Here is a 25,734-nt window from a genome sequence, read left to right as displayed (position 1 = left end):
CCATCCGGATCCGCGTCGATCCCGTTCTCCGATTGACGGCGGTTCCCTGTCTTCCGGTGCCGGCGGATCACAGCGTCCGGCACCGGACTTGGCCCTGACTGGCCGACGAATTGGCATCTTCTTGGCCCGTGCGACGCACGGCGGAACCCGGCCGGAACTGATGCGCCGACATCGCTTTTCCGGTAACGGCGCCGACACATCGCGGTGATGTCCGCCCCGATTCGGGGGCGGTTCAGCGGTCGCGGTAGGCGACCTGTTCGGCCATCTCCTCCAGGCGGCGGCGCCAGCCGGGAGGCAGGAGGGCATCCTCCAGGGCCGCGCGGGCGTCGACGACGAGGGCGGCGATCCGCTGTTCCACTTCCTCACGGACTCCGGAAGCGAGGAGTGCGTCGCGGAGTTCGCCGGGGTTCCAGTCGGTGTGGCGGCCGTCCTCGAGCAGGCGGGCGACCGCGGGGTCCTTGGCCGCGGCCAGGGCGATCAGCAGGGTCATCTTGTGCTCGCTGAGGTCCAGGCCGGTCGGCTTGCCGGTCGTCTCCGCGTCGCCGAAGGCGTCGAGGAGGTCGTCGCGCAGCTGGAACGCCTCGCCGGCCGCGACGCCGTACTCCTCGAAGGCCGCCTGGAGTTCAGGCCGTCCGGCGATGGACGCGCCGAGGGCGAGGGGCCGGTGGATGGTGTAGCGGCCGGACTTGCAGACGGCGACCCAGCGGGCGAGGTCCGGGTCCGGCTTCAGCTCCGCGGCGAGGGTGATGTCCAGCTGCTGGCCGATGATCATCTCGGTGACCAGCTCGTTCCAGACCTCCGAGGCCGGGCCGGTCAGGCGGCCCGCGAGCCGGTTGGCGTAGCTGAGCGCCAGGTCTCCGGCCAGGATGGCGATGCCCTCCCCGTACCGGCGGGACTCCCCGGCCCAGCCGCGCTCGGCGTGGACGCCCGCGTACGTGGCGTGGACGGTCGGCACCCCGCGCCGGGTGGGCGAGTTGTCCATGATGTCGTCGTGGATGAGGGCGAAGACGTGCAGCAGCTCCAGCGCCGCCGCCGCGTCGACGACCGTGTCGTCGTCCGCCGCGCCCCCGGCCGCCAGGTAGCCGCTGACGCAGAAGAGGGGGCGCAGTCGCTTCCCGCCCGCCGCGACCAGCTCCGCGATCGCCTCGACCGGCACCGCCACACGGGCGTCCACGGCGCTCCAGCGCGCCGCCTCGGCGCTCAGCAGCTCCTCGATGCGCGTGCCGACCCGGTCCAGCAGCTTGGCGCAGGTCTCGTCGGCAGTGCCGTGGTCGTCGTCGGCGCCACCGCCGACGTCCTCCTGCGGCGTCCGCTCCTCCAGCTCCGGCGGCAGTTTGAACACCACGTCCTCGGTGGTGCTCACCTCGGTCTCGACCTCGGTGAACCCGAGCTCCGCGAGCCGTTGCAGGACCTGCTCGACCAGCGCCTCGGGCACACTCGCGCCCGCGCTCAGCCCCACGGTGCCGACGCCGTCCAGCCATGTCGGGTCCAGCAGGTCCGGGCCGGGCAGCAGCCGGGCCTTCGCCCCCGTGGCCTGCGCGACCTCCACCATCCGCAGCGAGTTGCTCGAGTTGGCCGACCCGACGATGAGCACGAGGTCGCTGCGCCCGGCGATCGCCTTCACCGCGTTCTGCCGGTTCTGGCTGGCGTAGCAGATGTCCGCGCTGCCGGGGCCGGTAAGCCCGGGGAACCGCTCGTGGAGGACAGCCACGATCTCGGCCGTGTCGTCCACCGACAGCGTGGTCTGGGTGAGGTAGGCCGCCGACGTGCCCGGCGGGAGGTCGAGCCGTCTGGCCTCCTCCGCGTTCTCCACGACGACCGTGCGGTCCGGGACCTCCCCGTAGGTGCCCTCGATCTCCTCGTGGTCGGCGTGCCCGATGAGGATCAGCGTGTCCTTGTCGCGGGCGAACCGGCGGGCCTCCTGATGCACCTTGGCGACGAGCGGGCAGGTCGCGTCGATGACCTTGAGCTCACGCCGCTGGGCGTTGCCGCGCACCTGCGGGGACACCCCGTGCGCGGAGAAGATGCAGACCGCCCCGACCGGCACCTCTTCCTCCGAGTCGACGAACCGGGCGCCCTTCTCCTCCAGTTCGCGGACGACGTGCTCGTTGTGCACGATCTGCTTGCGTACGTACACCGGCGCACCGTGGACCTCGAGCGCGCGTTCCACTGTCTCGATGGCCCGGTGCACACCGGCACAGGCGCCGCGGGGCTCGGCGAGCAGGACTCGGCGCAGGGCGGACGACATGGTTTCCCCCTCAGATTGCTCGGAACAACTTCGACGGTCCGCGTTTCGGGCGCGGTGGCCGGGGCCGAGGAGAAATCGCCCGTTTCCCGGAGATTCGCGCGGAGAGCTCGAACGCCCGAATGATGTCGTCCCGCAGGGTGCGAAATTCCCTGCGGGTGCGGCTTTCTCGGCAGTGCTCGCCGAACCGCGAAGAGCATCATCGACCGCATCACTTGCCGGGGACTGAGGAGCGGATTGGCACCGGCTTGGCGGCAAGCGGACACCAATCCGTACAACAGTCGGGGCCAAGTCACCGATTGCATCCTTTCCCTCGCGGCCGACCTCGGCAGGAGGCGCCGCGACGCATTCCGTGCCTCTCCGCGCCGGCCTTTCCCGGCACACATGCGCCTGAAGAAAATTCTCCGCCGCGCGGTCCCGCCTGCCCGCGCCCGTACTGCCCCCCCGAGGAAGCGAAAACACATGAGCGGTCTCATCGTTCCGCCCGGCCAGGGCCGAAAACTGGTCACGAAGGCACAGGACGTGACCTTCAAGGTCACCGCCGCGGACGGCTCCTCCCTTTCCATGTTCGAAGTGGTCGTGCCGCCGGGATTCGACGTCGGGGCGCACACCCACACCCATTCCCAGGAGTTCTTCTACGTACTGGAAGGGGAATTGGAACTCCTCGCCTTCGAGCCCGCCGAGCGGACCGCGGAGAGCTGGCACGGCTGGGAGTCCCCCGGCGGCGACCGCGCCGTCCGTGCCGGCGAGGGCAGCTGCATGTTCGTCCCGCCGGGATGCCCGCACGCGTTCCGGAACCCCACCGACGAGCCGGCGCGCATGCTCTTCCAGAGCTACCCCTCGCCCGACCACGAGCGGTACTTCGAGGAGATTGTGGAGATCTTCGCCGCGGGCCGGTCGGTGGACTCCGACGCCGTGCAACGGATGCGCGAGCGCTACGACGTCAACCAGATCACCCCCCTGCGCTTCGATCCCCCCGCCCGGCCCGACTTCGCTCCGGCCGCGCACCACGCGGCGTGAGGACAGGTGACGACCGATGACCTTGGACACCATTCCGCTCGTCCATGCGAGCCTGGGAGACAGAGAATTCGCGGCCGTCGCCGAGGTGTTCGCCTCGGGCTGGCCGGCCGGCCAGGGCCCCAAGGGGAAGTCCCTGGAGGCCAAGCTGGCCAAGCGCTACGGGGTCGGTGACGCGGTCTCACTCAGCAACTGCGGCGCGGCTCTCCACCTGGCCATGCTGGCACTCGGCGTCGAACCCGGCGACGAGGTGATCGTCGCCGACTACACCTTCCCCGCCCCGGCCCACGCGGTGCGCTACGTCGGCGCGACCCCCGTCTTCGCGGACGTGCGCGCCGACACCGGCACCGTCGACCCGCAGGCGGTGGCAGACCTGGTCGGCCCACGCACGGTGGGCGTGATCGCGGTGGACACCGTCGGCCTGCCCGCCGACTACACCGAGCTGATGGCCATCGCGGACCGCCACGGCCTGTTCGTCGTCGAGGACGCCGCCTGCGCGGTCGGCGCGACGTACCAGGGCCGCGAGGCGGGCGCGCTGGCGCCGGTGGCCTGCCTGTCCTTCCACGGACGCAAGGGGGCCACCAGCGGCGAGGGCGGGGCCCTGCTCACCGCCGACCCCGTGATCGGGGCGGACGCCAGGCTGCGGTCGTCCTTCGGTATCGGCAGCATCTACGACCAGGCACAGGTCGTCGGTCTGCCGATCCCCTCGTTCACCGACATCGGCTACAACTACAAGCTCTCCGACATCGCCGCCGCGATCCTGCAGGTGCAGCTGGACCGGGTCGACGAACTCCTCGACCGGCGGCGCGCGGTCGCGGCGCGCTACGGGGAGATGCTCGCGGACGAGGAACTGCTCACGCTGCCGTACGTGCCGCAGGACCGCACCCACGCCTGGCAGTCCTACATGGTGACCCTCGATCCACGCGTGGACCGCTCGGGACTCGCCGCCGCCCTGCGCGCCCAGGGCATCGGCTGCGGGCACGGCACCTGGGCCACCCACCTCCAGCCGGTGTACCGCTCCACGCAGCAGTGCCCGGTCTCGGCGGACCTCTTCCAGCGCAACCTGGCCATACCCATGCACGCCGAACTCCGCATGGACCAGGTCGAACGCGTCGTGGAAGTCCTGCGGACCGAGCTGAAGAACCACGCGTGCCCGCACTGAACCCCGGCGCCGAACGCCGCGGGGCAGCCCGGCCCGGCTGCCCCGCGGCGCCCCGCGACCCGCACCCCGCTCTCCGGCGCCCGCGCCCGCGCCCGCACCCGCACCCGCACCCGCACCGCCGCGTACACCCCCCTGTTCCGCTGACCCCGAGTTGAGGAGTGTCCGTGCTTGTCGTCTGTCTTGTCGGGGCGGGGCCGCGCGGTCTGTCGGTCCTGGAGCGGCTGTGCGCCAACGAGCGCACATCCCCCTCGCACCGGGCGGTGACCGTGCACGTCGTGGATCCGTACGCGCCGGGCCCGGGGAAGGTGTGGCGCACCGGGCAGTCGCGCCGGCTGCTGATGAACACCGTCGCCTCGCAGGTCACCGTGTTCACCGACCGCACCGTGACGATGGACGGCCCGGTGGCGGAGGGCCCCGGCCTGTACGAGTGGGCCGCGGACCTCGCCCGGCGGTCCGACACCCCCGAGGCGCGCGCCCGGTTCTCGCCCGGGACGCTGGCCGAGGCGCGGCGCCTGGGCCCGGACGACTACCCCACCCGCGCCTTCTACGGCGCGTACCTGGGCGACGCCTTCCACACCGTCAAGGCCTCGGCGCCACAGCACGTCACCGTCGTCGAGCACCGCACCCGGGCGGTGGCGCTGTCCGACGAGGCCCGGCCGGGCGGTCCGCAGTCCCTGCTGCTGGCGGACGGCACCCGGCTCGCCGGCCTGGACGCCGTGGTCCTCAGCCAGGGGCACGTCCCGGCCGCCCCCACACCCGCGGAGCATGCCCTGGCGAAGGCCGCCGCCGTCCACGGGCTGACCTACATCGCCCCCGCGAACCCCGCGGACATGGACCTGTCGGCGATCGCACCCGGCGAGACGGTGTTCGTCCGCGGCCTGGGGCTGAACTTCTTCGACGTGCTCGCTCTGCTGACCGAGGGGCGCGGCGGCGTCTTCATACGGGACGAACGGGACGGCAGCAGGTTGCGGTACCGCCCCTCGGGCCAGGAACCGGACATCGTCGCCGGCTCCCGGCGAGGCGTGCCGTACCACGCGCGCGGCGAGAACCAGAAGGGCCCCTACGGCCGCCATGAGCCCCGGCTGCTCACCCTCGGGGCCGTCGCCCGGCTGCACCGGCGCGCCGAGGACGGCGAGCGCCTGCACTTCCTCACAGACCTGTGGCCGCTGATCGCCAAGGAGGTGGAGAGCGTCTACTACGGCACGCTGCTGTCCTCGCGCGGCCGAGAGCGCGAACGCGAGCCCTTCGTACGGGACTACCTGGCCGCGCCGGACCACGCGGCCGAGACCCGCCTGCTGGAGGCCGCCCGGATCGCTCCGCGGGAACGCTGGGACTGGGAGCGCCTGGCCCGGCCCCATCTCGGCCGGGACCTGCGCGACCGGGCCGGCTACCGGGCCTGGCTGCTCGGCCACCTGGCCGAGGACGTGCGCGAGGCCAGGGCGGGCAACGTCCGCGGCCCGCTCAAGGCCGCCCTGGACGTCCTGCGCGACCTGCGCAACGAGATCCGCGCGGCGGTCGACCACGGCAGGCTGGAGGGCGGCTCCTACCGGGACGACCTCCAGGGCTGGTACACCCCGCTGAACGCGTTCCTGTCCATCGGGCCGCCCGCCGCCCGCGTCGAGCAGCTGATCGCGCTGATCGAGGCCGGGGTGGTGGACGTCATCGGCCCCGAGGTGCGGGTGTCCGCCCCGTCCCCCGAGGAGCACGGCGGCGCGGGCCGGGCGGCGTTCACCGTCGTCTCCGGCGCCGTGCCGGGGCCGGAGGTGCGGGCGACGGCTCTTGTCGAGGCCCGGCTGCCGGAGCCGGACCTGCCGCGCACCGCGGACCCGCTGCTGCGGAACCTGCTGGAGACCGGGCAAGCCTCCTGCCACCGCATCGAGGGCTCCTGCGGCACCGAGTACGAGACCCGGGGCCTGGCCGTCACCGAACGCCCCTACCGGCTCATCGACGCGGCGGGGCACACCCACCCCCGCCGGTTCGCCCACGGTGTGCCCACCGAGGCGGTGCACTGGGTGACCGCCGCCGGGGTCCGCCCCGGTGTCGACTCCATGACCCTCGGCGACACGGACGCCATCGCCCGCGCCGTGCTCGCCCCGCCCGCACGCCCCGACGCCCCCGCGCCGACCCCGGACCCGTACACCGATCTTGTCGAGGTGAACGCATGACAGCCGACAGCGCACAGACCCGCACGCAGACCGGGAGAGCCGAGTGCGGCCCTGACTCCGGGCTGCTGTCCCCGGTCCGCGCCGGAACGCCCGCCGAGGCGGCCACCTCCGACCTGGCCTGGCTGCAGGCCATGCTCGACGCCGAGGCGGCTCTGGCCCGCGCGCAGGCCGCGATCGGCACGGTGCCCGCCGAGGCGGCGGCCGCCGTCACCCGCGCCGCGCAGGCCGACCGGCTCGACGTACGCGAACTCGCCGTGATCGCGCGCGAGACGGCCAACCCGGTGGTGGGGCTGGTCCGTGCCCTCACCCGGACGGTCGCCGCCGAGTCGCCGGAGGCCGCCGAGTTCGTCCACCACGGCTCCACCAGCCAGGACGTCTTCGACACCGGCGCCATGCTCGTCGCCGCCCGGACGCTGCGCCTGATCCGCGCGGACCTGGAGCGGGGCGCCGAGGCGCTGGCCGTACTCGCCGCCCGGCACCGCGACACCCCCATGGCCGGGCGCACCCTCGCCCTGCACGCCGTTCCCACCACCTTCGGCCTGAAGGCGGCCGGCTGGCGCCGTCTCCTGCTGGACGCCCGGGACCGGGTGGCCGCCCTGCTCGACGGCGGACTGCCGGTGTCGCTGGGCGGGGCGGCCGGCACCCTCGCCGGTTATCTGGCGTCGGCCGCGGGACAAGCGGCGGACGACCACGACGACTACACGGACCGGTTGCTGGACGCCTTCGCCGTCGAGACCGGTCTGGCCCGCCCGCCGCTGCCCTGGCACGCGCTGCGCACCCCGACCGCCGACCTCGTCGCCGCGCTGGCCTTCACCGCCGGAGCCCTGGGCAAGATCGCCGTCGATGTGCTGTCGCTGGCCAGGACCGAGGTCGGCGAGGTCGCCGAGCCCGCGGGGCCCGGGCGCGGCGCCTCCTCGGCCATGCCGCACAAGCGCAACCCCGTGCTGGCCACCTTGCTGCGCAGCGCGGCGCTGCAGGTTCCGCTGCTCGCGGCGGGCGTGACGCAGTGCCTGGCCTGCGAGGACGAGCGGTCGGCCGGTGTGTGGCACGCCGAGTGGCAGCTGCTGCGCGAGTGCCTGCGGCTGACCGGAGGCGCCGCACACACCGCCGTGGAGCTGGCCGAGGGGCTGGTGGTACGGCCTGAGCGCATGCGGGAGAACCTGCACATGACGGGGAGTCAGATCGTCTCCGAGCGCATCTCGGCCGCCCTGGCGCCGCTGCTCGGCAACGCCCGCGCGAAGGATCTGCTGACCCGCGCCTCGGCCGAGGCCGACCGCACCGGCAGCCCTCTCGCCGCCGTCCTGAGGGCATTGCCCGAGGTCACCGCACACCTGACGGACGGCCAGATCACCCAACTCCTGGATCCCGAGGGCTACACCGGTGCCGCGGCCGCCCTGGTGGACCGGGAACTGGACGGCAAGCCGCCACCAAGAAACCGGCAAGCCTGACGTACGACATTAATGCTGTAAAGACGGAAGAATATCCCCTGTATCTGAGAGGCAGATGCCGGACATGCCAATTCTGCACAAGCCTTCGGTGCGCGTGCCGGAATACACCATCACCATGGAAGAGACCCTGGAATTCGCCAGGAAAGCACATGAGGGAAAGCCTCAGCTTCCGCTCGCACTCCGGCTGATAGAGAACACCGGAGTGCAGAAGCGGCACCTGGTCCAGCCCATCGAGAAAACCCTGAACCACCCGGGCTTCGAGGAACGCAACCACATATACGAGACGGAATCGAAGAAGCGCTGCCCGGAAGTCATCGAAGAAGCCCTGGCGAACGCGTGCCTGACGGCCGAAGACATCGACGCGATCATCTACGTGTCGTGCACCGGGTTCCTGATGCCCTCGCTCACCGCGTGGCTGATCAACACCATGGGATTCCGGTACGACACCCGGCAGCTGCCGATCGCGCAGCTGGGCTGCGCGGCGGGCGGAGCGGCGATCAACCGCGCCCATGACTTCTGCATGGCCCACCCCGACAGCAACGTCCTGATCGTCTCCTGCGAACTGTGCTCGCTGTGCTACCAGCCCGACGCCGACGACATCGGCTCGCTGCTGTCCGACGGGCTGTTCGGCGACGCGGTCGCGGCCGCCGTGGTGCGGGGCCGCGGCGCCCCCGGCATCAGCGGCATACAGCTGGAGCGCAACGCCTCCTACCTCATTCCGAACACCGAGGAGTGGATCTCCTACGCGGTACGCGACACCGGATTCCACTTCCAGCTCGACCGTCGGGTCCCGGGGACGATGGAGCCCCTCGCCCCGGTGCTGCGCGACCTCGCCGCAGGCCACGGCTGGGACGCCGGCGCCCTCGACTTCTACATCATCCACGCCGGCGGCCCCCGGATCCTGGACGACCTCGCCAAGTACCTCGGTGTCGACCGCACGGTCTTCCGGCACAGCTGGGGGACGCTGAGCGAATACGGGAACATCGCCAGCGCCGTCGTGCTCGACGCCCTGCGCAGACGGTTCGAGGAGCCCGGGGAACTGCCCTCGGGCGCCACCGGCATGATCGCCGGCTTCGGTCCCGGCATCACCGCCGAGATGGCCCTGGGCACCTGGGTCGCCGACCCGGCCCCGTACGCACAAGAACGCCCGGTCGCCGTGCCGGTGCCGCGCCAGTACGCGGGAAGGAACGCATGAGCGCCACCGGCACGAACAGCACCAGCACGAACGGCGGCGGTCCGACGTCGGACCGGATCATCCGGCTGATCAACGGCTACTGGGCCACCGGGGTCCTGGGCACGGCCGCGACGTACTCGGTCTTCACCCACCTCGAGGACGGTGCCGCCTCCGCGGAGCAGCTGGCCGAGCGCGCCGGGATCTCGCCGCGCGGCGCGCAGGCCCTCCTCGACGGACTGGTCGGCATCGGCCTGGTCGAGGTGGCGGACGGCCGCTACCGCAACACCGCCGAGGCATCCGCCTTCCTGGTGGAGGACAGGCCCGCCTCCCTGAGCGGCTTCGCCAAGCTGAAGATGGGCCACATGGGCTCCCTGGCGGCGCTGCCCGATGTCGTACGCGCCGGAGGACCGCTGACGGACGCGGTGGTGGAGGTGTCCGACAACCCGCACTGGGAGGGGCTGGTCCAGGCCATCGCCGCGCAGTCGGTCCCCGTGGCGCGGATCGCCGCCGACGCCCTGGGTCTTGCGGAGGCCGGGAAGATCTCGATCCTCGACATCGGCGGCGGGTCGGGCGTCTGCTCGGCCGTCTGGCTCGGGCTGAACCCCGACGCCCGCTCGACCCAGATCGACTGGGCGCCGATCAATGCGATCGCCCGCCGGCTGCTCGCCGAGCAGGGCGTGGGCGACCGTGTCAGCCATGTCGACGGCGACTTCCACACCGCCGACTTCGGCGACGGCGACCACGACGTCGTGATGTACTCCAACATCGCCCACCAGGAGGGGCCGAAGGACAACACGGAGGTCTTCGCCAAGGTACGCAAGGCGCTGAAGCCCGGCGGCACGCTGGTCGTCTCCGACTACATCGTCGACGACGACCGCAGCGGCCCGCCCTTCGCGCTGGCCTTCGCAGGGGAGATGCTCCTGAAGAGCCGGCACGGCAACACCTGGCGGCGCTCCGACTACCACGCCTGGCTCACCGAAGCGGGCTTCGAGGACATCCGCTTCCTGACCACCCCCTCCCCCACCGCCCTCGTCATCGCCCGCTGAACCCCACCCACCCGAGCCCCGGTCGGCCCCCGACCGGGGCTCCGCCCTGCTCCCCTCCCGAGAGCGGGCGGGACACCACGACGCAGAGACGGTCTCACCGGCCAAAGACCGACCGGCAATTGGGGGGCGGCGTCACGAGGCCGGGGCACGCACCTCGCGGCGTTGTCGTCAATCACCAGGGCTCCGCCATGGCTCAATCCTCCGCCTTGCGATGCACGCACCCCAGCCCCGCTCCTTCACCCACCCCCCAATTGCCGGTCGGTCCAAGACGCGGGAAGCCTCCGGCCGTGGGCGGTCCCGGGCCGGGAACCGCACTGCCGGAGGCTTCACGTACACACGTGCGGGGCGGAGGGCGGGGCGGCTACCGGTCGAGCTCCGGCGCCTGCCGCAGGATCTCCAGCTCCAGGTGCTGCAGCGCGAGGCTGGGGGAGATCCCCAGGTCCTCCACCATCCGCTTCTGGTGGGCCCGCAGCACCGACAGCGCGTCGGCCTGCCGCCCCGCCCGGTACAGCGCCAGACTCAGCAGCTCACACCCGTGCTCGCGCAGCGGATGGGCCTGCGTGAAGGCCACCAGCTCAGGCACCGCCATCTCGTGGGCCCCCACCGCGATCAGCGTCGCGCAGCGGCCCTCGATCACCGAGAGCCGCAGCTCCTCAAGGCGTACGGCCTCTGGCGCGACATGCGCGGCGCCGGCCATCTCCGTGTACGCCTCCCCTCGCCACAGCGCCAGCCCCGCCTCGAACTCGTACAGCGCCCGCTGCGGATCGCTCCGGTCCAGCGCCTGCCACCCGGCCATGGCGCGCTCGCCGAAGCGGTGGGCGTCGACCTCGACGACCCGGCTGTCCAGCAGATAGCCCCGCCCGCGGGTGCACAGCACCGTCGCCGGCGTCCGCGGCGCCCGGTGCGGCTCCAGAGCCCGCCGCAGATTGGCGATGTACGCGTGGAGTGAGGTGATCGCCGACTGCGGCGGCCGACCGGCCCACAGCTCCTCCACCATCACGTCGACCGACACCAGCTGGCCCACCTGGCTGACCAGCAGCGCGAGCGCCGCACGCTGCTTGGGTGCGCCCAGGTCCACCCATCGGCCGCCGACGGCCGCCTCGATCGGGCCCAGCACCCGGAACTCCACCCCGGCCGCCGGCTGCTGCGGGCTGTGCGAGGAGCGGTCCCCGGCCCACTGGGCGGCGCCCTGCCCAGGACGGCGCACGGTCGCGGCCCCGTCCGGGCCGTCGGCGACCGCTTCGGCGAAGCCGTCCCCGGGGAGACCGAGTCCGACGTCGAGTTCGAGGGCCTTGCTGAAGTACCGCTTCAGTGTCTCGTTCGCCCGTCTGAGCTCCCGGACCTCGCGCTCCAGTTCCGCTATGCGCTGCGTGCTCCCCGCGTTCTCCCCCGACCTCTGCTCAGGAATGAACTCCGCCCCGCGTCTGCCGCCGGCCACAGGGCCGGCGGTCGTCGTGCCGAGTCCAGTTCCCCTGTCCAACGCCTCTGAACTCATTGGCTCTTCCCCCGAAGGTGTGTGTCCGGACATGACCCGGACGACGGATGCGATCGCCTCTGCTGAGGGATCCTCTGCTGAGGGATCCTCTGCTGAAGATCGAGCCGGAGAACCCGGATCTGCCACGGGCCCGGTGCCGCCCCTCCCAGCCGGCACCGGGCCCGTGACAGACAGCCGTCAGCGGCCGTCGAGCGCGAGTTCGCGATCGGGCTCGTCCGCCAACGGCAGGGCGTCGTCCCGGCCGTGGAACAGCTTGCCTGGCCACCACATCCACCGGCCCACGTCCAGGGTCAGCGCGGTGACCAGCACCGAACGGACCACGATGGTGTCCAGCAGCACGCCGAACGCCACCGTGAAACCGAGTTCGGCCGCGAAGATCAGCGGCAGCGAGGCCATCGCCGCGAAGGTGCCGGCCAGCACTACGCCCGCCGAGGTGATCACGCCGCCGGTGGAGGACAGACCGGTCAGCGCGGCGCGCCGGGTGCCGTACAGCAGCGCGTCCTCGCGTACCCGGGTGACCAGGAAGATGTTGTAGTCGATGCCCAGGGCGACCAGGAACACGAACGACAGCAGCGGGAAGGTCGCGTCGGCCCCGGCAAATCCGAACACATGCTCGAACATCAGGCTGCTCACGCCGAGGGCCGCCCCGAACGACAGCACCACCGTCGCCATCAGCAGCAGCGGCGCGACCACCGCCCGCAGCAGCACCGCCAGGATGAACAGCACCACGAGCAGCACGATCGGGATGATCACCTTGGAGTCGCGGGACGCCGCGTCCTCGGTGTCCACCATGATCGCCGTGCTGCCGCCGACCTGCGCGTCGGCGCCCTCGACCGCGTGGACCGCCTTCCTGGCCCGCTCGACGGTACCCATCGCCGCCTTGCTGCTGGGCTCGTCCTTCAGCTCCCCGAGCAGGACGACCTCGCCGCCCTTGGCCACCGGGGCGGCCGCGACGCGGGTGATCCCCGGTACACCGGCCAGCGCGGCCTTGACCTGCTCCGCCGCGTCGCCCTTGGTCACGACGTAGACGGGGTCGCCCGATCCGGCCGGGAAGTGCTCGGCCCGGATCTCCTCGCCGACCGCCATCTGCGGCTTGGTGGTGAACTGGTCCTTGTTGGCGAGGCCGTCGGCCTTGAGCCCGAACGCCCCGAGCGCCATGGCCGCGAGGACCAGCACCGTGCCGATCCACACCACCCGCGGGCGACCGGAGACGGCCGTGCCGACCCGGCTCCAGACGCTCTCCTTGACCACCGACGCCGAGCCGTACACCGGCTTCACCGGCCAGAAGATCCACCGACCGCAGGCGACCAGCAGGGCCGGCATCAGGCTGACCATGGCGAGCAGCCCGACCAGGATGCCGATGGCGCAGGCCGGACCGAGGCCCTTGGTGGAGTTCAGGACGGCCAGCATCAGCAGCATCAGGCTGACCGCGACGGTCGCGGCGCTGGCCGTGATCGCGGGGCCCGAGCGGTACAGGGCCTCCGCCATCGCCTCGTGCCGGTCCTCGTGCCGCAGCAGCTCCTCCCGGTAGCGGGAGATGAGCAGCAGCGCGTAGTCGGTGGCGGCGCCGAAGACCAGCACGGTCAGGATGAAGCTGGTCTGCTTGTTGATGACGAGTCCGGCGTCCTTGGCCAGCAGGTAGATCAGCGCCTCCGCCGTGACCAGGGCCACGCCGACGGTGATCAGCGGCAGCAGGGGCAGCAGCGGGCTGCGGTAGGTGAGCAGCAGGATCGCGAGCACCACCAGCGCGGTGATCGTCGTCAGGGCGCCTCCGCCGCCGAACGCCTTGATCGAGTCGGCTCCGTAGCCGGCCGGCCCGGCCACGTGGAAGCCGAGGCCGTCCGCGTTCTTCTTGCCGACCTCGGTCATCGCGTCGACGACCTTGCCGAGCCCTTCCCAGCCGGACTTGTCCTTGCGTACCTGGACGATGGTCTGGATGGCCTTGCCGTCCTCGGCCTTCACCGGGCCCTGCATCTGGCTCACGACATTGTCGATGCCCTTGAACGCCGCGGCGTCGGCCTGCGCCTTGGCCATGTCGGCGTCGGTGACACCGCCGGACCGGTCGTAGACCACGATCGCGGGCACGCTGTCCGCGGGCATGAACTTCTCGGCGCGCTCGACGACCGCGGTCGACTCCGCGTTGCCCGGCAGCCAGGCCGAGTTGTCGTTCTCCTCGGCGTCACCGAGCTTCCCGGCCAGCATCAGCGCCGGGACCAGCAGGACGGCCCAGAGCGCGATGACGACCCATTTACCCACTCTTCCGCTGGGCAAGGCGGCCAGTTTCCGCATCATGTCAATTCCTCTGTACGTGGTGTTGAAAGGAGGGGTTGTAAGAGGGGCGAACGCGGGGTCGCGACGGCGGTCACCGCACCTCCTGCGGCGCGGCCGACGGGTCCAGAACCCGCGAGCGGACGTGGCCGAGGGCGAGCAGCACCGGGATGTCGGTCAGCAGCGGGAAGTGGTACGAGAAGGGGCGGGGGCCGACCATGTCGGGCGGGCCGCCGAAGCTGCCGTCCGCCTTCTGCTGTGTGAGCAGCCAGGACAGGGCGCGGCCGACGGGCTGCGGGTCGTCGCCGTAGCACAGCGCGATCAGGCCGTAGGCGGTGCTGATGTCGTCGCTGGGGTCGCCGGGCTGCATGCCCCAGCCGCCGTCGGCGTTCTGCGTCTCGCGCACCGTGCGCTCGATCCGCTCGGTCATGGCGGCGGTGCGCAGGTCGTCCGGGCCGGCGGTGGACGCGGCGAGCCGCGCGCGGAACAGGGTGTGCAGACGGCTGCGGCTCCACCCGGGCTCGAAGCCGCCGTCGGCCAGCTGGCTGTCGGCGAGGAACGCCAGGGCCCGCTCCCGGGCCGGCGCGGTGAAGGGGTGCGGCGCGAGCGCGCAGACCGCCGCGGCCGTCATGCACGGCTCGGAGGAGGCGCCCGCGACGTAGGTCGGGAAGCCGCCGTCGGCGCCCTGCGCGGCCAGCAGCGCGTCAAGGCCGCGCCGCATCGCCGCTCCGTGGGCCACCGGGTCGATCGCCTGGAGGAACTCCAGGGCGCAGGAGGTGTCGTCGACGTCGTTCTGCGCCACAACGGGGGAAATCGACCAGCCGCCGGTGAGCGTCGCACCGCGGGAGAGGGAGCGCAGCGGGGCGCCGCCCTGGTGGGCGGTGAGCATCCCCGCCATCCTGCGCAGCAGCTCCGGCTCGGCGCCCGCCGCACAGAGCGCAAGGCCGCCGGTGGCCGTGCACCAGTTGTGCAACTCCAGGACGAACGGGAAGCCGCCGTCGGCGCGTTGGTGGCGCAGCAGCGTCTCCAGGCCGCGGCGCACGGTCTCCTCGTGCCCGGGGACCGAGGCCAGCGCGTGCAGCACCAGCAGGTGCATCAGCACGTAGCCCTCCCACACCGTCGTGGCCGGGTCCGTGGCCAGGAGTGTGTCCAGCGCGGCCTCGGTGGCCTTGTTGCTGACGCCCGTGGCGGTGGCCAGGATCAGCGTGATGGACGCCTCCTGCACCGCGGCCCAGGAGTGCAGGGGGTCGGTGGGGACCTCCCCGCCGCCCGGCAGCTCGGCGTCGGCCGGCAACGGGCAGCCGAGCACCGACAGCACCGCGTACACCATCATGCGGCGGCGGGCGGAGATGAAGCCCGGCGCGGAGCCGAGCACGCCCGCCGTCAGCCGACCGACGAGCTCGGCGTCACCGGCGGTCTCCCGGCCGACGGAGAGCGAGGCGAGGACGCGGTCGAGCCGGTTCGGGAACTCCTGGTGGCCGCGGAGGAACGTCAGCAGGCGGTTTCTGGCCGGGGATTGCGCGCCGGTACGGGTCATCAGCGAGAGTGCGAGCGCAGACTCCAGCACCCGGCTCTCGCACTCCTCTCGTATCGCGCCGTCGGCATCGACTCTGCCGCTTACGTACGAGACCAGCCGGGACGTGGCCTGGCGCACCTCATCCGGGGAGACCTCCTCGGGCCACGGTAGCAGCGTCGAGCGCGCGAGGTCCGCGATTTTCATCCTGTGCTCCTGTCTGGACCGGTGTGAACTGGCGTGGATGGCCTGGGAGTTCGACGGACAAGGCCCGGCTCCGCCGGTCGGAGGAGATCCCCCGACCGGCGGAGCCGGACGCGGGTCAGCGAATGCCCTGCGCGAACCGGAAGAACCGGTGCGGGTCGTACGCCTCCTTGACCCGGGCCAGCCGCGCGTGATTCTCGGCGTAGTAGGAGCTCTGCCAGTCGGGCAGGCGCGGGTCGATGAAGTTCTGGTACGTCTCGCCGTTGGAGTACGGGTCGATCACCGCGAAACCCGCGTCGACGAACTGCCAGGCGGCGGCCTTGGCCTCGTCGGAGACCGGCGCGGCCGCGTTCGAGGTGAGGAAGCTGGCCGAGAAGAGGCTGTCGCGGTGCACATAGGCGGTGGCGGTCCGCGACAGGGTGTTGGCCTTTCCGCCGAGGGCGGAGATCTGCAGCTGCCGCGTCTGCCCGGCGAACCGGTTCCCGTCGAGCACCTCCAGCGCCTTGGCCCAGCCCTCGCGCGGCATCGTCCGCTCGAACAGGCGGCTGCGCCACGTGCCGAACGCCGGGCGCTGGAGCTTGCCCTCGGCAGAGGTGTCGGCGCGGTGGCACTGGGCCACCGTGAGCTCGGAGCACAGGTAGAGAGACATCAGCACCGACTGGTACGGGGCGGTGAACTTCTGCTGGTACGCCGGGGGGCGGCCGACCAGCGAGATCAGCCGGGCGATCTCGGCGTCGAACGCCGGGCCGGTGTCCACCGAGCCGAGGAACACCCCGGCGGTCGGCACCTTCCCGGGCCCGGCGTCCGTCAGCGTGACGTTGACGCCGCTGCCGATCGTCCACGGCGCGTCGGCCAGCCACTGCGTCCAGCCGTCCACCATGTCCAGCGACTGGTCGAAGGTCCACACGAGGTTGACGGCGGCCACGTCGGTCAGCTCGGAGGGAGTGACCGTGTAGGAGGTCACGATGCCGAAGTTCCCGCCGCCGCCACCGCGCAGGGCCCAGTACAGGTCGCTGTGACAATCCGGCGAGGCGGTCACGGTCCGGCCGTCGGCGAGGACCACCTGCGCCGACGTCACCTTGTCGGAGGCGATGCCGATGCTGCGGGTGAACAGGCCCATGCCGCCGCCCTGGAAGAACCCGCCGGCCGCGACGGTGGGGCAGTAGCCGGCGGATATGCCGACGCCGGCCGGGGCGAGCCTGTTCGCGATGTCGACGAGCTGCGCACCGGGGCCGATCCGCGCCGATCCGTCGCCGAGGACCACGGAGTTCAGCCCGGACACGTCGATGACCAGACCCTGGGTCGTGGAGTAGCCGCCCGCGCTGTGGCCGCCGCTGCGCGCGGCGACGGGGATGCCGTTGGCTTCGGCGTAGCCGATGCACCGGGCCACGTCGGCGGTGGAGGAGCAGTAGGCGACCGCCTGCGGGCTGATGGCGTCGTACTGGACCTGGAAGAGCTGCTTGGCCCGCTGGTAGTCCGCGTCGGACGGGAGCACCAGGCGCCCCTGGAGGCTGTCGGCCAGTCGGCTCCACTTGGAGCCGGGGGCGCTGGTCGCGGCCTTCGCGGCGCCGGACAGCGCCGTCGTGGCCAGCGCGACGCCTCCGGCGCCGACGAGGAAGGACCTTCTGTTGATCATGCTGCTTCTTTCGTTTTCGTCGCGTCGAGGGGGGTCGGTCCGGGTCACGGGGCCCGGTGGCCCAGGACGAGGGAGAGGGCCTCGGTCAGGGAGCCCGCCGGGTCCGCCTCGCCGCCTGCGCTGCGCCAGGCCACGTGGTTGTCGGGCCGGACCAGGACGGCGCCCGCCCCGTCCGTCTCGCGCAGGGTCTGCCAGGCGCCGTCGGCGTCGGTGTACTCCGCCGCGTCGCCGACGCGGACCGCGGTGACGGGCACCGAGAGCTTCTCCGCCGCCAGCGCCGCCGCCGCGTGCCACGCCTGCCCGTCCGCTCCGGTGATCAGCACGAAGCCGGTGCCGGAACCGACCAGGTCGTGGGTGGACACCCGCCGGCCGTCGTGCTCGACCCACGCGTGCGGCAGCAGGTGCCCCGGGCGGGTCGTGGGCCGGTACACGTCGCCCAGCGGCGAGCGGGCCGGCGGGCGGCTGCCGTCCGGGACGACCGCGCCCTGCTCGTAGGCGAAACCGGTCTCCACGTCGAGCGCCTGGCACTCGCCGCGGTGGGTGGCGAAGATCTCCGCCGCCCGGGTGCGCTGGGCCGCGCCGACCGGGGACGGGGCGAAGTAGGAGAAGAACACCGGCGTGCGACGCTCCGGCGGCACGTGCGGGCCGAGGCCGACGGCGGCGTCGATGACCACCTGGTGGTGCGAGGCGGCGGACATCGCCCAGCCCAGGTTGTACTGGCCGACCGGCCGCCGCTCCGCCTCGTAGGTGTCGAGCAGGCTCTCGGCGGCGCGGCCGGAGAGCACCGCGGCCAGCTTCCAGGCGAGGTTGTGCGCGTCCTGGATGCCGGTGTTCAGGCCGAGGCCGACGGCGGGCGGCTGGCGGTGGGCGGCGTCGCCGGCCAGGAACACCCGCCCGTGGCGGTAGCGCTCGGCGAGCACCGCCTCCACGGTCCAGCTCGTCACCTCGTGCAGGGTCAGCTCCAGGCCGGGCAGCCCCAGGACCTCGCGGATCCGGGCGGTCACCGCCTGTTCGTCGGCGCGGTCGATCCCGGCCAGGGAGAGGTGCAGGCCCCACTCCTCGCAGTGCTTGCCCCAGGTCGGGCCCATCTCGATGAGAGCGCTGGACAAGTCCTGGCGGTACGGGTTGAGGAACCAGGTGATGAGCGAGCCCTCGTTCCACCACTGCGACAGGTCGGCGGAGAAGTAGACCGTGGTGGCGTCGAACAGGGCGGGCAGGCCCTCCATCCGCACGCCGAGGGCGGGGCCGACCGTGCGGCCGCCATCCGCCGCGATCACGTACCGCGCCGTGACCGTGGTGGTCTCGCCGGTCGCGGTGGAGCGGATCTCGGCGACGACCCGGTCGCCGCCGTCGTCCTCGGTCAGCGAGAGAAGCTCGTGGCCGAACAGGATCCGTCCGGGATTGCGCTCCTCGGCGTGGCGGCGAAGGACCGGTTCGAGGCGCAGCTGCGGCAGCTTGGCCGGCAGGACGGGCCCGGCCGCGTCGTACGCCTCGCGCAGCGCACCGCCGCCGAAGCCGTCGATCTCGTGGATCAGCCGTGCGTCCAGCGGCCCCTCGCCGGTGAGCGTGGTCTGCCAGCGGACCTTGCCGAACTGCTCGGGCGTCGCGGCCTGTTGGGCCACATCACCGTCCAGTCCGTGCTGGCGGAAGATCTCCATCGTGCGCTGGTTGACGTAGTGCGCCTTCGGCAGTCGCGAGGTGTCGGCGCGGCGTTCCACCAGCAGGTGGCCGACACCGTGGTCGGACAGGAAGACGGAGGCGGACAGGCCGGAGCCGCCCCCGCCCACGATCAGTACCGGAACTTCCACTGTTCCCAATGCTTCGTCCTTCCGAAAACGGACCGGGCGGCAAGGAGACTCCAACCGCCTGCGGGCCGTGGGGAGTTTGAGGAGTTTGGGGTGTCAAAAAGAAAGGGGGTGGGCTACACCGGGTCCGCGAGGGCGCCCTCGGTCAGCTGCATGATCTCCGGCACTCCGGAGCCCCACCGGTAGTAGGACTGGAGCTTGTAGTACTCACCGTCGGGCTGGGAGGCGACGGCGTAGACGAACTTCGTGCCGGGGTCGGCGCGCAGCACGTGCTTCACGAACAGATCGATCCTGTCGTCGAGTTCGACGGGAAGACTGGCCGGGTCCGTGGTCGCCACGGCGAAGCAGATCCGCTCGATCTTCGGGGAGTCCCAGTTCAGGGTCACGTAGACGCCGAAGGCCTGTCGGCCGAGCCTGAGCATCTGCTCGGTGGGCTCCGCCTGGTCGACCTCGCGGAGCATCGACCGCACGGACTCCGCAGCGATGCCCCCGACGGGGGGCTCACCGAAGTACACGTTCACGGTCCGGTTGCGGTAGTCGATCCCGAGCAGGCCCACGGTGTCGCCCAGGCCGTGCCGGGCGATGAAGTCGAGGCTCTCGCCCAGACTGCGCGGCATCGACGGGATGCCGGCGAGCTTCGTGACCTGCTGAAGGCCGGTCCTGGGCAGCACCACCCAGATCTTCTTGAACCCCCCGACGACCCCGAAGTCGATGCCGTAGCCGTCGACGGGGCAGCTCTCCCGGATGTCCGGGAGCAGCCTGGCGACGGGGTGGTCCGTCTTCTCCACCAGGCCGTTGTCCAGAGCCAGTTGGTACGGGTCCACATCCTGCGGCACCATGAACCGGCAGTCGAGCTCTCCCGCGCGGCGCGCGCCGGTCGCCACCCTGAACGCGGCCGCGGACTGCGCGAGATCACCCCCGTACAGGTCCAGGATGGGCAGCACCTTGTCCCGCGAACACTCCACCTCCAGCAGCCCGGCCGCTTCCTCGATGGCCGAACACAGAGCCTGCACCGAGTCTTCCGGGGTGATCCCGGCCGCCTCACTCATGGCGGTCACCATCCATACGCTTCATGGCGTCAACCCTCGGCCACGGCTCTTGCCCACCGCTATCTTGTAACTTGCCGCTGACTTGGCGAGGCCGAGCCGTGCGGTCAGGGGTCACAGCGGGTTCTCCGCTCTCGGCAGTGAGTCCGCCAGCAGCAGGACAAGGGGATGGAACCGGTAGCGGTCCGCCTCCTGGGCGTCGCCGCCTCCTGTCTCCGGGTGGATCAAGGAGGCGTCCACGAGGTCTTCCAGGGCGCGCTCCGCCTCGGCTTCGGCGAGGCCGACCACGTCGCCCGCGAGCCGGGCGGTGAAGGGGCCCTGGCCCATCTTCGCGAGCCAGGGCAGGACGGCCCGGGTGGCCGGGCGCAGCGGGGGCAGTGCCCGGGCCAGGGCGCGGGAGAGGTCGAGGTCGCCGTAGGACAGGGCGGCGAGCCTGGAGCGTGGTTCGGCGAGCCGGGCGGCCATCCGGGCCACCGGCCAGTGCGTGCGGGAGGCGAGCCGGGCGCCCGCGATCCGCACCGCGAGCGGCAGTCCGGCGCAGTGGCGCACCAGGTCCCGCGCCGCCGACGGCTCGGCGGCGATCCGTTCCGCGCCCGCGGTCTCGGCGAGCAGCGCCGCTGCCTCCTCGTCGCTCATCGGGCGCAGGGCCACCGTGTGGACGGCGGGCACGGTCACCAGCCGCGCCCGGCTGGTGACCAGCACCGCGGCGTCCGGGCCCGCGGGCAGCAGCGGGGCCAGCTGCGAGTCGCTCGGCGCGTCGTCCAGGACGAGCAGCATCCGGGCCGCGGCCGTCCTGGCGCGGTAGCGCCGCACCAGGTCGTTGAGGCCGGTCCCGTCGGCCGGCACGGCCTCACCCAGGGCGGCGAGGATCTCGGTCAGGACGGCTGCGGGCGGCCTCGCGCCGCCGTGGGCGTCCTGGAGGTCGGCATGCAGCACCCCGTCCGGGAACGCCCGGGCGCAGTGGTACGCCACTTCTGCGGCCAGGGCCGTCTTGCCGCTGCCGGGCATCCCCGTGACCAGCGCCGCCCTGAGGCGGGAGCCCGGGCCCGGCGCACGGCGCAGCAGCAGCGACCTGAGCCGGGCCGCCTCGGCCGTCCGCCCGGTGAACGCGGCGGCCCGGGCGGGCAGCAGGACGAGCGGCTTGCGCGGCGCCGGGGCGCCTTCTCCGTGCAGCATCCGCACATACGCCCCGCTGAGCTGCGGACCGGGCGCCACACCGAGCTGCTCGTCGAGGATCCGGCGGCCCTCGCCGTACACCTTGACGGCCGCCGCCTGCCGGTCCGACCTGTGCAGCGCCGTGATGAGGTGTGCGCGCAGGTTCTCGTCCATGGGGAAGCGGGCGACCAGGGAGAGGAGTTCCGGTACCAGGGCGCGGTGCCTGCCGAGCGCCAGGTCCGCCTCGATCCGGCGCTCCAGCGCCTCTGCCCGCAGGAACTCCAGACGCGGCTGCTCGGCCTGGAGCAGGTGGTCGGTGACGTTCTCCAGGGCATGGCCGCTCCAGCAGTCGAGCGCCAGGCCGAGGAGCCGCCCCGCGTCCTCGTGGCGGCGCTCCCTCAGGGCCTTTTGGCCCAGCCGGTCGAGCCGTTCGAAGGAGAACAGGTCGACCTGGGCGTTTTTCGCGTCGAGTACGTATCCCGAGCCTTTCCTGAAAATCTCCACCGCGCCTTTGAGGCCCTTCCTGAGCCGTGACACGTAGGTGTAGATCTGGGAATTCGACGTGGGCGGCGGGGCGTCTCCCCACAGCGCCGCACTCAGTCTGTCGTCGGCGACCAGGGCACCTCTCGCGAGCAGCAGCACCGCCAGTACGGTATGGATCTTCGTCCCGGACAGCGGGACCGGTCTCCCGAACCGGATCGCGGAAACCGGCCCGAGCAGCCTGAATTCGAGCACCCCTGGCACTTCTGCGCCGGCTTCGTCCGGCTCGGCGATCCCGTCGACGGGCCTGACGGCCACACCACCAGAGTTCAGCACAGCACAATCCGTTTCCGGCGCGCCCTTTTCCCCGTGGAGGCACGTGGCACACCTGGCAGCCCTGATGAAACAGTCTCAGGACTCTAGCGGCGTACATTTTCCTCGCGTTATCACGGCGATTTCGAGCACGCGAAATAGTGGGGAAATCGATACAAAAGCACGGCTCCGTAGGATGGTTTCCGAAAATCATGGGGAATTTAATTCACGACTGGGAGATCCGTTGATGCGCAAGCCCCGTCCGATCGAAGCGGCGTTCATCACCACGGCGTTCCTCTTCCTCCCGTTCCTCCCGCTGTTCGGCGCTGCGGCGACCGGCCCGGGCACGGACGACCTCCCGTGGACCGGCATCAGCGCCGCGGGCGGCACCGGGACCACAGACCTGCCCTGGACCCTGTGACCGGCACGCCGACACGTGCCGGGGGGCTCGGGGGGAGTCAGCGTGCGTCGAGCAGGCGGGCCAGGGCCGCGCCGTCGATCGGCCGACCGACGGGCCGAGACGCCAGGGCCTGCTGCAGCAGGTCGGCGCGCCGCACCCATAGCGGTGCGTTGAGCGCACGGAACTCCTGCCGGGCCCACTCCAGGGGGACCGCGGCGGTGCTGCCTCCCCGGATCGCCTCGACGCAGGCGAGGTTCGTCGTGATCCGGGCCTGCAGGAACCGGTCCCCGACCTCTTCGGCGGCGCGCAGTGCCATCAGCAGGGTGGCGCGCGCCTTGTGCGCCTCGTTCTGCCGCCACTGCGCCTCGCCGAGGACGCACAGCCCGTGGGCCTCACCCAGGCGGTCGCCCTGACCGCGGGTCAGGGCGACCACGTCGTGGCAGACCCGCTCCGCCCGCGCGGGCTGCTCGGCAGACAGCAGCGCTTCGGCGAGACGGTAGAGGTTCTGGGTCCGGCTGCGCAGCGACCCGCCTTCGTAGCTGGCCTCTATCGCCTGGTTGCTCAGTTCGACGCCGCGCTCGGGCTCGCCCTGCTCGATCTCGATCTGGGCGAGCAGCCCCAGGGCGTGCGACAGGCCCGAGAAGTCCCCGGTGCGCCGGAACAGCACAAGGGACTCCTCGCAGTAGCGGGCCGCTTCGGCGAGGTCGCCCGAGAACCTGGCGCACACGGCGAGATTGCGCCGCACGATGGCCCGGCCCTGCGTGTCGTCGCTCTGCTCCAGGTGGAACATGGCCGACAGGAGCCGGTCCCGTGCCTCCTCGTAGCGGCGCTGGTAGATGGCGAGCGTCCCCAGGGAGCGGAGCATGGTGCCCGCTCCGAGCGTGTCCCCCTCGCGCTGCGCGCCCTCCAGCGCGTACTCCGCCGCCCGCCGCCAGTCCTCCAGGTGGTTGCGGGTCTCGAAGAAGGGCACGGACCGCAGCGTCAGGGCCCAGGCGTGGCCGGCGAGGCCGCTCTGCGCCGCCTGCCGCACCAGGCCCACGAGCGCCTCCCGCTCGCCCTCGAACCACTCGATGGGATCGCCGACGAGCTCGCTGACGGTCTCGTCCGGCAGGACCTCCCCGTGCATCACGCCGCGGGGGACGGCCTCGCCCTTGCCGTACAGCTGTTCCTGCGCCGCGTGCGCCAGGGCGAGCATGGCGCCCAGCACCCGCTCCAGGCTCTCCTGGCGCTCCTGCGGGGCGTCCTCCGCGAGGCACCGCTCCCGCGCGAACGGGCGCATCAGGTCCTGGAAGCGGAAGCGGAGCCCCCCACCCGGCGCGGGGCAGGTCTCGAGGAACTGCGCGTCGGCCAGCTGGTGCAGCAGCTCCTCGGAGGCGCGGGGGGTGACACCGAGGACGGCGGCGCCGATCCAGGCGGGGAAGTCGGGCACCCCCAGCATGCCCAGGTGCCGGTAGAGCCGCGCGGCCTGCACCGACAGTGTCCGGTAGCCGAGCCAGGCCCCCGATCGCACGCCGCCCTCGCCCGAACCGGGGATGTCCAGGCGGTCACGGCGGTCCTCCATCCTCGCCACCAGCTGACGCAGCGACCACCGGTGGTCGGCGAGCAGCCGGGTCGCCACGACCCTGAGAGCCAGCGGCAACCGGTCGCACAGCTCCACCAGCCGCTGTGCCGCCGCCGGTTCGGCCGCCACGCGCTCCTTGCCGAGCACGGCGACGAGCATGTCCCGGGCCTCGGCCGCGCTCATCTCCCGCAGTTCCACGCCGACCGCGGCGAACTCGCCGGCCAGCCCGGGCAGCGGGTCCCGGCTGGTGACCAGCACCCGGGCCGGACCGGGCCCCGGGAGCAGCGGGCGGACCTGGGCCGGGGAGCCGGCGTTGTCGAGGACGAAGAGCACCCGCTTGCCGTCCAGGGTGCTGCGGTAGAGCGCGGCCCGGTCCTGCAGGTCGACGGGGATCGCGGCGCCGGGCACGCCGAGCGCGCGCAGCGCCCGGTCGAGTGCGGCCTCGGGCGGGACGGGGCGGCCGTGCTCGTGGAAGCCCTGGAGGTCCATGAAGAGCTGGCCGTCCGGGAAGCGCTCGGCGCGGCGGTTCGCCCAGAGCATGGCGAGCGCGCTCTTGCCGACCCCGGCGGCGCCGCAGATCGCCGCGATCCGCACCGGCGGGCGGCCGTCCGTCGGCTCCAGCAGGCGCTCCAGCAGGTCCAGTTCGCTCTCCCGGCCGAAGAACGGCTCGGGCGGGCGCGGGAGTTGGCGGGGGACGACGGCGGGCGGGGCGGCCATTGCCCACTCCCGCCCGGCGCCCCGGGGCCGGATGCCTTCCAGCACCGTGCGGTGGAGTTCCTGCAGCTCCGCTCCGGGCTCGACGCCCAGCTCCGCCACCAGGATCTGGCGCCCTTCGCGGTAGCACTCCAGCGCCTCGGACCGCCTGCCCGACAGGTGGTACGCCTGCATGAGGACGGCGCGAGCCTGCTCGCGCAGCGGATGCTCGGCGACGACCGGGGCCAGGCCCGCCACCACCGCCCGGTAGCGGCCCTGCTGGAGCAGGAGGGCAGCGTGCTCCTCGGCCAGGTCGAGCCGCAGCTCGGTCAGCCGGCTGACCGCCCTGCCGATGGCGCCGCCGTCCATGCCGTCGAGCACCGGTCCGGACCACAGCGAGAGCGCGTACTCGAAGCGGCCCTCCGCCGCCGGGTCCCCGGCCTCCGCGGCGGCCCGGGCGCTCGCGATGCACTGGTGCAGGTCGAGCAGGTCGACGTAGTGGCCCTCCGCGTGCAGCACATAGCCGGGAAGCACCGTCTCGATGAGGCCGTCGACGCCCGCCTCGTCCCGTAACGTCTTGCGGAGCGCGGAGACGCAGATGGCGATCTGGTTGCGCACGGTGGCGGGCGGGTCGCTGTGCCAGACGGCTTCCGCCAGGGACCGCACGGAGACGACCCGCCCCGGGGTCAGCAGGAGTACGGCCAGAACTGCCCGCTGTCGTGCACTACGCAGCGTCAGCGGCCGACCGTCCACGCTCACCCTCAGCGAGCCCAGCACCTGAAACGACAAGCTGGGCGACACACCGCCTCCATTCCCGGGACAGTGCATGCCCCGACCCCCGTGGAGTCATTGTGCGGACAAGCTTTCGATCTTTACAACAAGGTTCGGCGGCATCTCACGCTATGTGCT

The 25,734-nt window shown here is 72.2% G+C and carries 16 protein-coding genes; 7 read left to right on the top strand and 9 right to left on the bottom strand.

Going from position 1 to position 25,734, the window contains the following annotated elements; genetic code table 11:
- Window positions 1-232: 232 nt before the first annotated feature.
- The gene (gene ispH, locus AB0I23_RS25865; RefSeq protein WP_359112651.1) at window positions 233-2,248 is read right to left on the bottom strand and encodes a 4-hydroxy-3-methylbut-2-enyl diphosphate reductase; all 2,016 of its coding nucleotides are present in this window, start codon (window positions 2,246-2,248) and stop codon (window positions 233-235) included.
- 459 nt (window positions 2,249-2,707) lie between these two features.
- Here ispH and AB0I23_RS25860 point away from each other — a divergent pair, with 459 nt between their 5' ends.
- From AB0I23_RS25860 to AB0I23_RS25835, 6 genes are all read left to right on the top strand, one after another.
- Entirely contained in the window at window positions 2,708-3,265 is a 558-nt protein-coding gene (locus tag AB0I23_RS25860) for a cupin domain-containing protein (RefSeq protein ID WP_359112649.1), read from the top strand.
- A gap of 22 nt (window positions 3,266-3,287) precedes the next feature.
- Entirely contained in the window at window positions 3,288-4,424 is a 1,137-nt protein-coding gene (locus AB0I23_RS25855; RefSeq protein ID WP_359112742.1) for a DegT/DnrJ/EryC1/StrS family aminotransferase, read from the top strand.
- 164 nt (window positions 4,425-4,588) lie between these two features.
- Complete coding sequence (locus tag AB0I23_RS25850; RefSeq protein ID WP_359112648.1) at window positions 4,589-6,589, top strand: FAD/NAD(P)-binding protein; 2,001 nt, start codon at window positions 4,589-4,591, stop codon at window positions 6,587-6,589.
- Complete coding sequence (gene pcaB, locus AB0I23_RS25845; protein ID WP_359112646.1) at window positions 6,586-8,037, top strand: 3-carboxy-cis,cis-muconate cycloisomerase; 1,452 nt, start codon at window positions 6,586-6,588, stop codon at window positions 8,035-8,037. Before AB0I23_RS25850 ends, pcaB begins: the two co-directional genes overlap by 4 nt.
- 64 nt (window positions 8,038-8,101) lie before the next feature.
- Window positions 8,102-9,232 carry a type III polyketide synthase gene (locus AB0I23_RS25840; RefSeq protein ID WP_359112645.1) on the top strand — a complete coding sequence of 377 codons (1,131 nt, stop codon included), beginning with the start codon at window positions 8,102-8,104 and terminating at the stop codon, window positions 9,230-9,232.
- Window positions 9,229-10,257 carry a methyltransferase gene (locus tag AB0I23_RS25835; protein ID WP_359112644.1) on the top strand — a complete coding sequence of 343 codons (1,029 nt, stop codon included), beginning with the start codon at window positions 9,229-9,231 and terminating at the stop codon, window positions 10,255-10,257. The genes AB0I23_RS25840 and AB0I23_RS25835 overlap by 4 nt, the downstream gene beginning before the upstream one ends.
- A gap of 361 nt (window positions 10,258-10,618) precedes the next feature.
- On the opposite strand, the gene AB0I23_RS25830 is transcribed toward AB0I23_RS25835, so the two are convergent.
- From AB0I23_RS25830 to AB0I23_RS25800, 7 genes are all read right to left on the bottom strand, one after another.
- Entirely contained in the window at window positions 10,619-11,752 is a 1,134-nt protein-coding gene (locus AB0I23_RS25830; protein ID WP_359112642.1) for an AfsR/SARP family transcriptional regulator, read from the bottom strand.
- 177 nt (window positions 11,753-11,929) lie between these two features.
- Entirely contained in the window at window positions 11,930-14,023 is a 2,094-nt protein-coding gene (locus tag AB0I23_RS25825) for an MMPL family transporter (RefSeq protein WP_436846997.1), read from the bottom strand.
- Between the two features lie 91 nt (window positions 14,024-14,114).
- Window positions 14,115-15,740 (bottom strand): prenyltransferase/squalene oxidase repeat-containing protein, encoded by a 1,626-nt coding sequence (locus tag AB0I23_RS25820; RefSeq protein ID WP_359112637.1) that lies wholly within the window; start codon window positions 15,738-15,740, stop codon window positions 14,115-14,117.
- Window positions 15,741-15,855: 115 nt separating this feature from the next.
- Window positions 15,856-17,373 carry an FAD-binding oxidoreductase gene (locus AB0I23_RS25815; protein WP_359112635.1) on the bottom strand — a complete coding sequence of 506 codons (1,518 nt, stop codon included), beginning with the start codon at window positions 17,371-17,373 and terminating at the stop codon, window positions 15,856-15,858.
- A 44-nt stretch (window positions 17,374-17,417) separates the two neighbouring features.
- The gene (locus tag AB0I23_RS25810) at window positions 17,418-19,181 is read right to left on the bottom strand and encodes an FAD-dependent monooxygenase (protein WP_359112739.1); all 1,764 of its coding nucleotides are present in this window, start codon (window positions 19,179-19,181) and stop codon (window positions 17,418-17,420) included.
- Between the two features lie 113 nt (window positions 19,182-19,294).
- Complete coding sequence (locus AB0I23_RS25805) at window positions 19,295-20,227, bottom strand: aromatic prenyltransferase (RefSeq protein ID WP_359112632.1); 933 nt, start codon at window positions 20,225-20,227, stop codon at window positions 19,295-19,297.
- A 111-nt stretch (window positions 20,228-20,338) separates the two neighbouring features.
- The gene (locus AB0I23_RS25800) at window positions 20,339-22,177 is read right to left on the bottom strand and encodes an AfsR/SARP family transcriptional regulator (protein WP_359112630.1); all 1,839 of its coding nucleotides are present in this window, start codon (window positions 22,175-22,177) and stop codon (window positions 20,339-20,341) included.
- 241 nt (window positions 22,178-22,418) lie between these two features.
- On the opposite strand from AB0I23_RS25800, the gene AB0I23_RS25795 reads away from it, so the two are divergent.
- Window positions 22,419-22,592, top strand: a complete 174-nt coding sequence (locus tag AB0I23_RS25795) for a hypothetical protein (RefSeq protein WP_359112628.1) — start codon at window positions 22,419-22,421, stop codon at window positions 22,590-22,592.
- A 37-nt stretch (window positions 22,593-22,629) separates the two neighbouring features.
- On the opposite strand, the gene AB0I23_RS25790 is transcribed toward AB0I23_RS25795, so the two are convergent.
- Window positions 22,630-25,626, bottom strand: coding sequence for an AfsR/SARP family transcriptional regulator (locus AB0I23_RS25790; RefSeq protein ID WP_359112626.1), 2,997 nt, complete (start codon window positions 25,624-25,626; stop codon window positions 22,630-22,632).
- Window positions 25,627-25,734 lie beyond the last annotated feature (108 nt).

Origin of the sequence: Streptomyces atratus, assembly GCF_040655115.1 — a bacterium.
In the GTDB taxonomy this organism is placed as follows: Bacteria; Actinomycetota; Actinomycetes; order Streptomycetales; family Streptomycetaceae; genus Streptomyces; species Streptomyces atratus_D.
The sequence above is the reverse complement of the archived record's forward strand: the minus strand, read 5'-3'. Positions and strand labels throughout refer to the sequence as shown.

Coding starts and splice junctions, on each gene's coding strand:
- AB0I23_RS25805 (WP_359112632.1), bottom strand. CDS start 20,227: ATGAGTGAGGCGGCCGGGATCACCCCGGAAGACTCGGTGCAGGCTCTG.
- AB0I23_RS25840 (WP_359112645.1), top strand. CDS start 8,102: ATGCCAATTCTGCACAAGCCTTCGGTGCGCGTGCCGGAATACACCATC.
- AB0I23_RS25860 (WP_359112649.1), top strand. CDS start 2,708: ATGAGCGGTCTCATCGTTCCGCCCGGCCAGGGCCGAAAACTGGTCACG.
- pcaB (WP_359112646.1), top strand. CDS start 6,586: ATGACAGCCGACAGCGCACAGACCCGCACGCAGACCGGGAGAGCCGAG.
- AB0I23_RS25815 (WP_359112635.1), bottom strand. CDS start 17,373: ATGATCAACAGAAGGTCCTTCCTCGTCGGCGCCGGAGGCGTCGCGCTG.
- ispH (WP_359112651.1), bottom strand. CDS start 2,248: ATGTCGTCCGCCCTGCGCCGAGTCCTGCTCGCCGAGCCCCGCGGCGCC.
- AB0I23_RS25830 (WP_359112642.1), bottom strand. CDS start 11,752: ATGAGTTCAGAGGCGTTGGACAGGGGAACTGGACTCGGCACGACGACC.
- AB0I23_RS25820 (WP_359112637.1), bottom strand. CDS start 15,740: ATGAAAATCGCGGACCTCGCGCGCTCGACGCTGCTACCGTGGCCCGAG.
- AB0I23_RS25835 (WP_359112644.1), top strand. CDS start 9,229: ATGAGCGCCACCGGCACGAACAGCACCAGCACGAACGGCGGCGGTCCG.
- AB0I23_RS25795 (WP_359112628.1), top strand. CDS start 22,419: ATGCGCAAGCCCCGTCCGATCGAAGCGGCGTTCATCACCACGGCGTTC.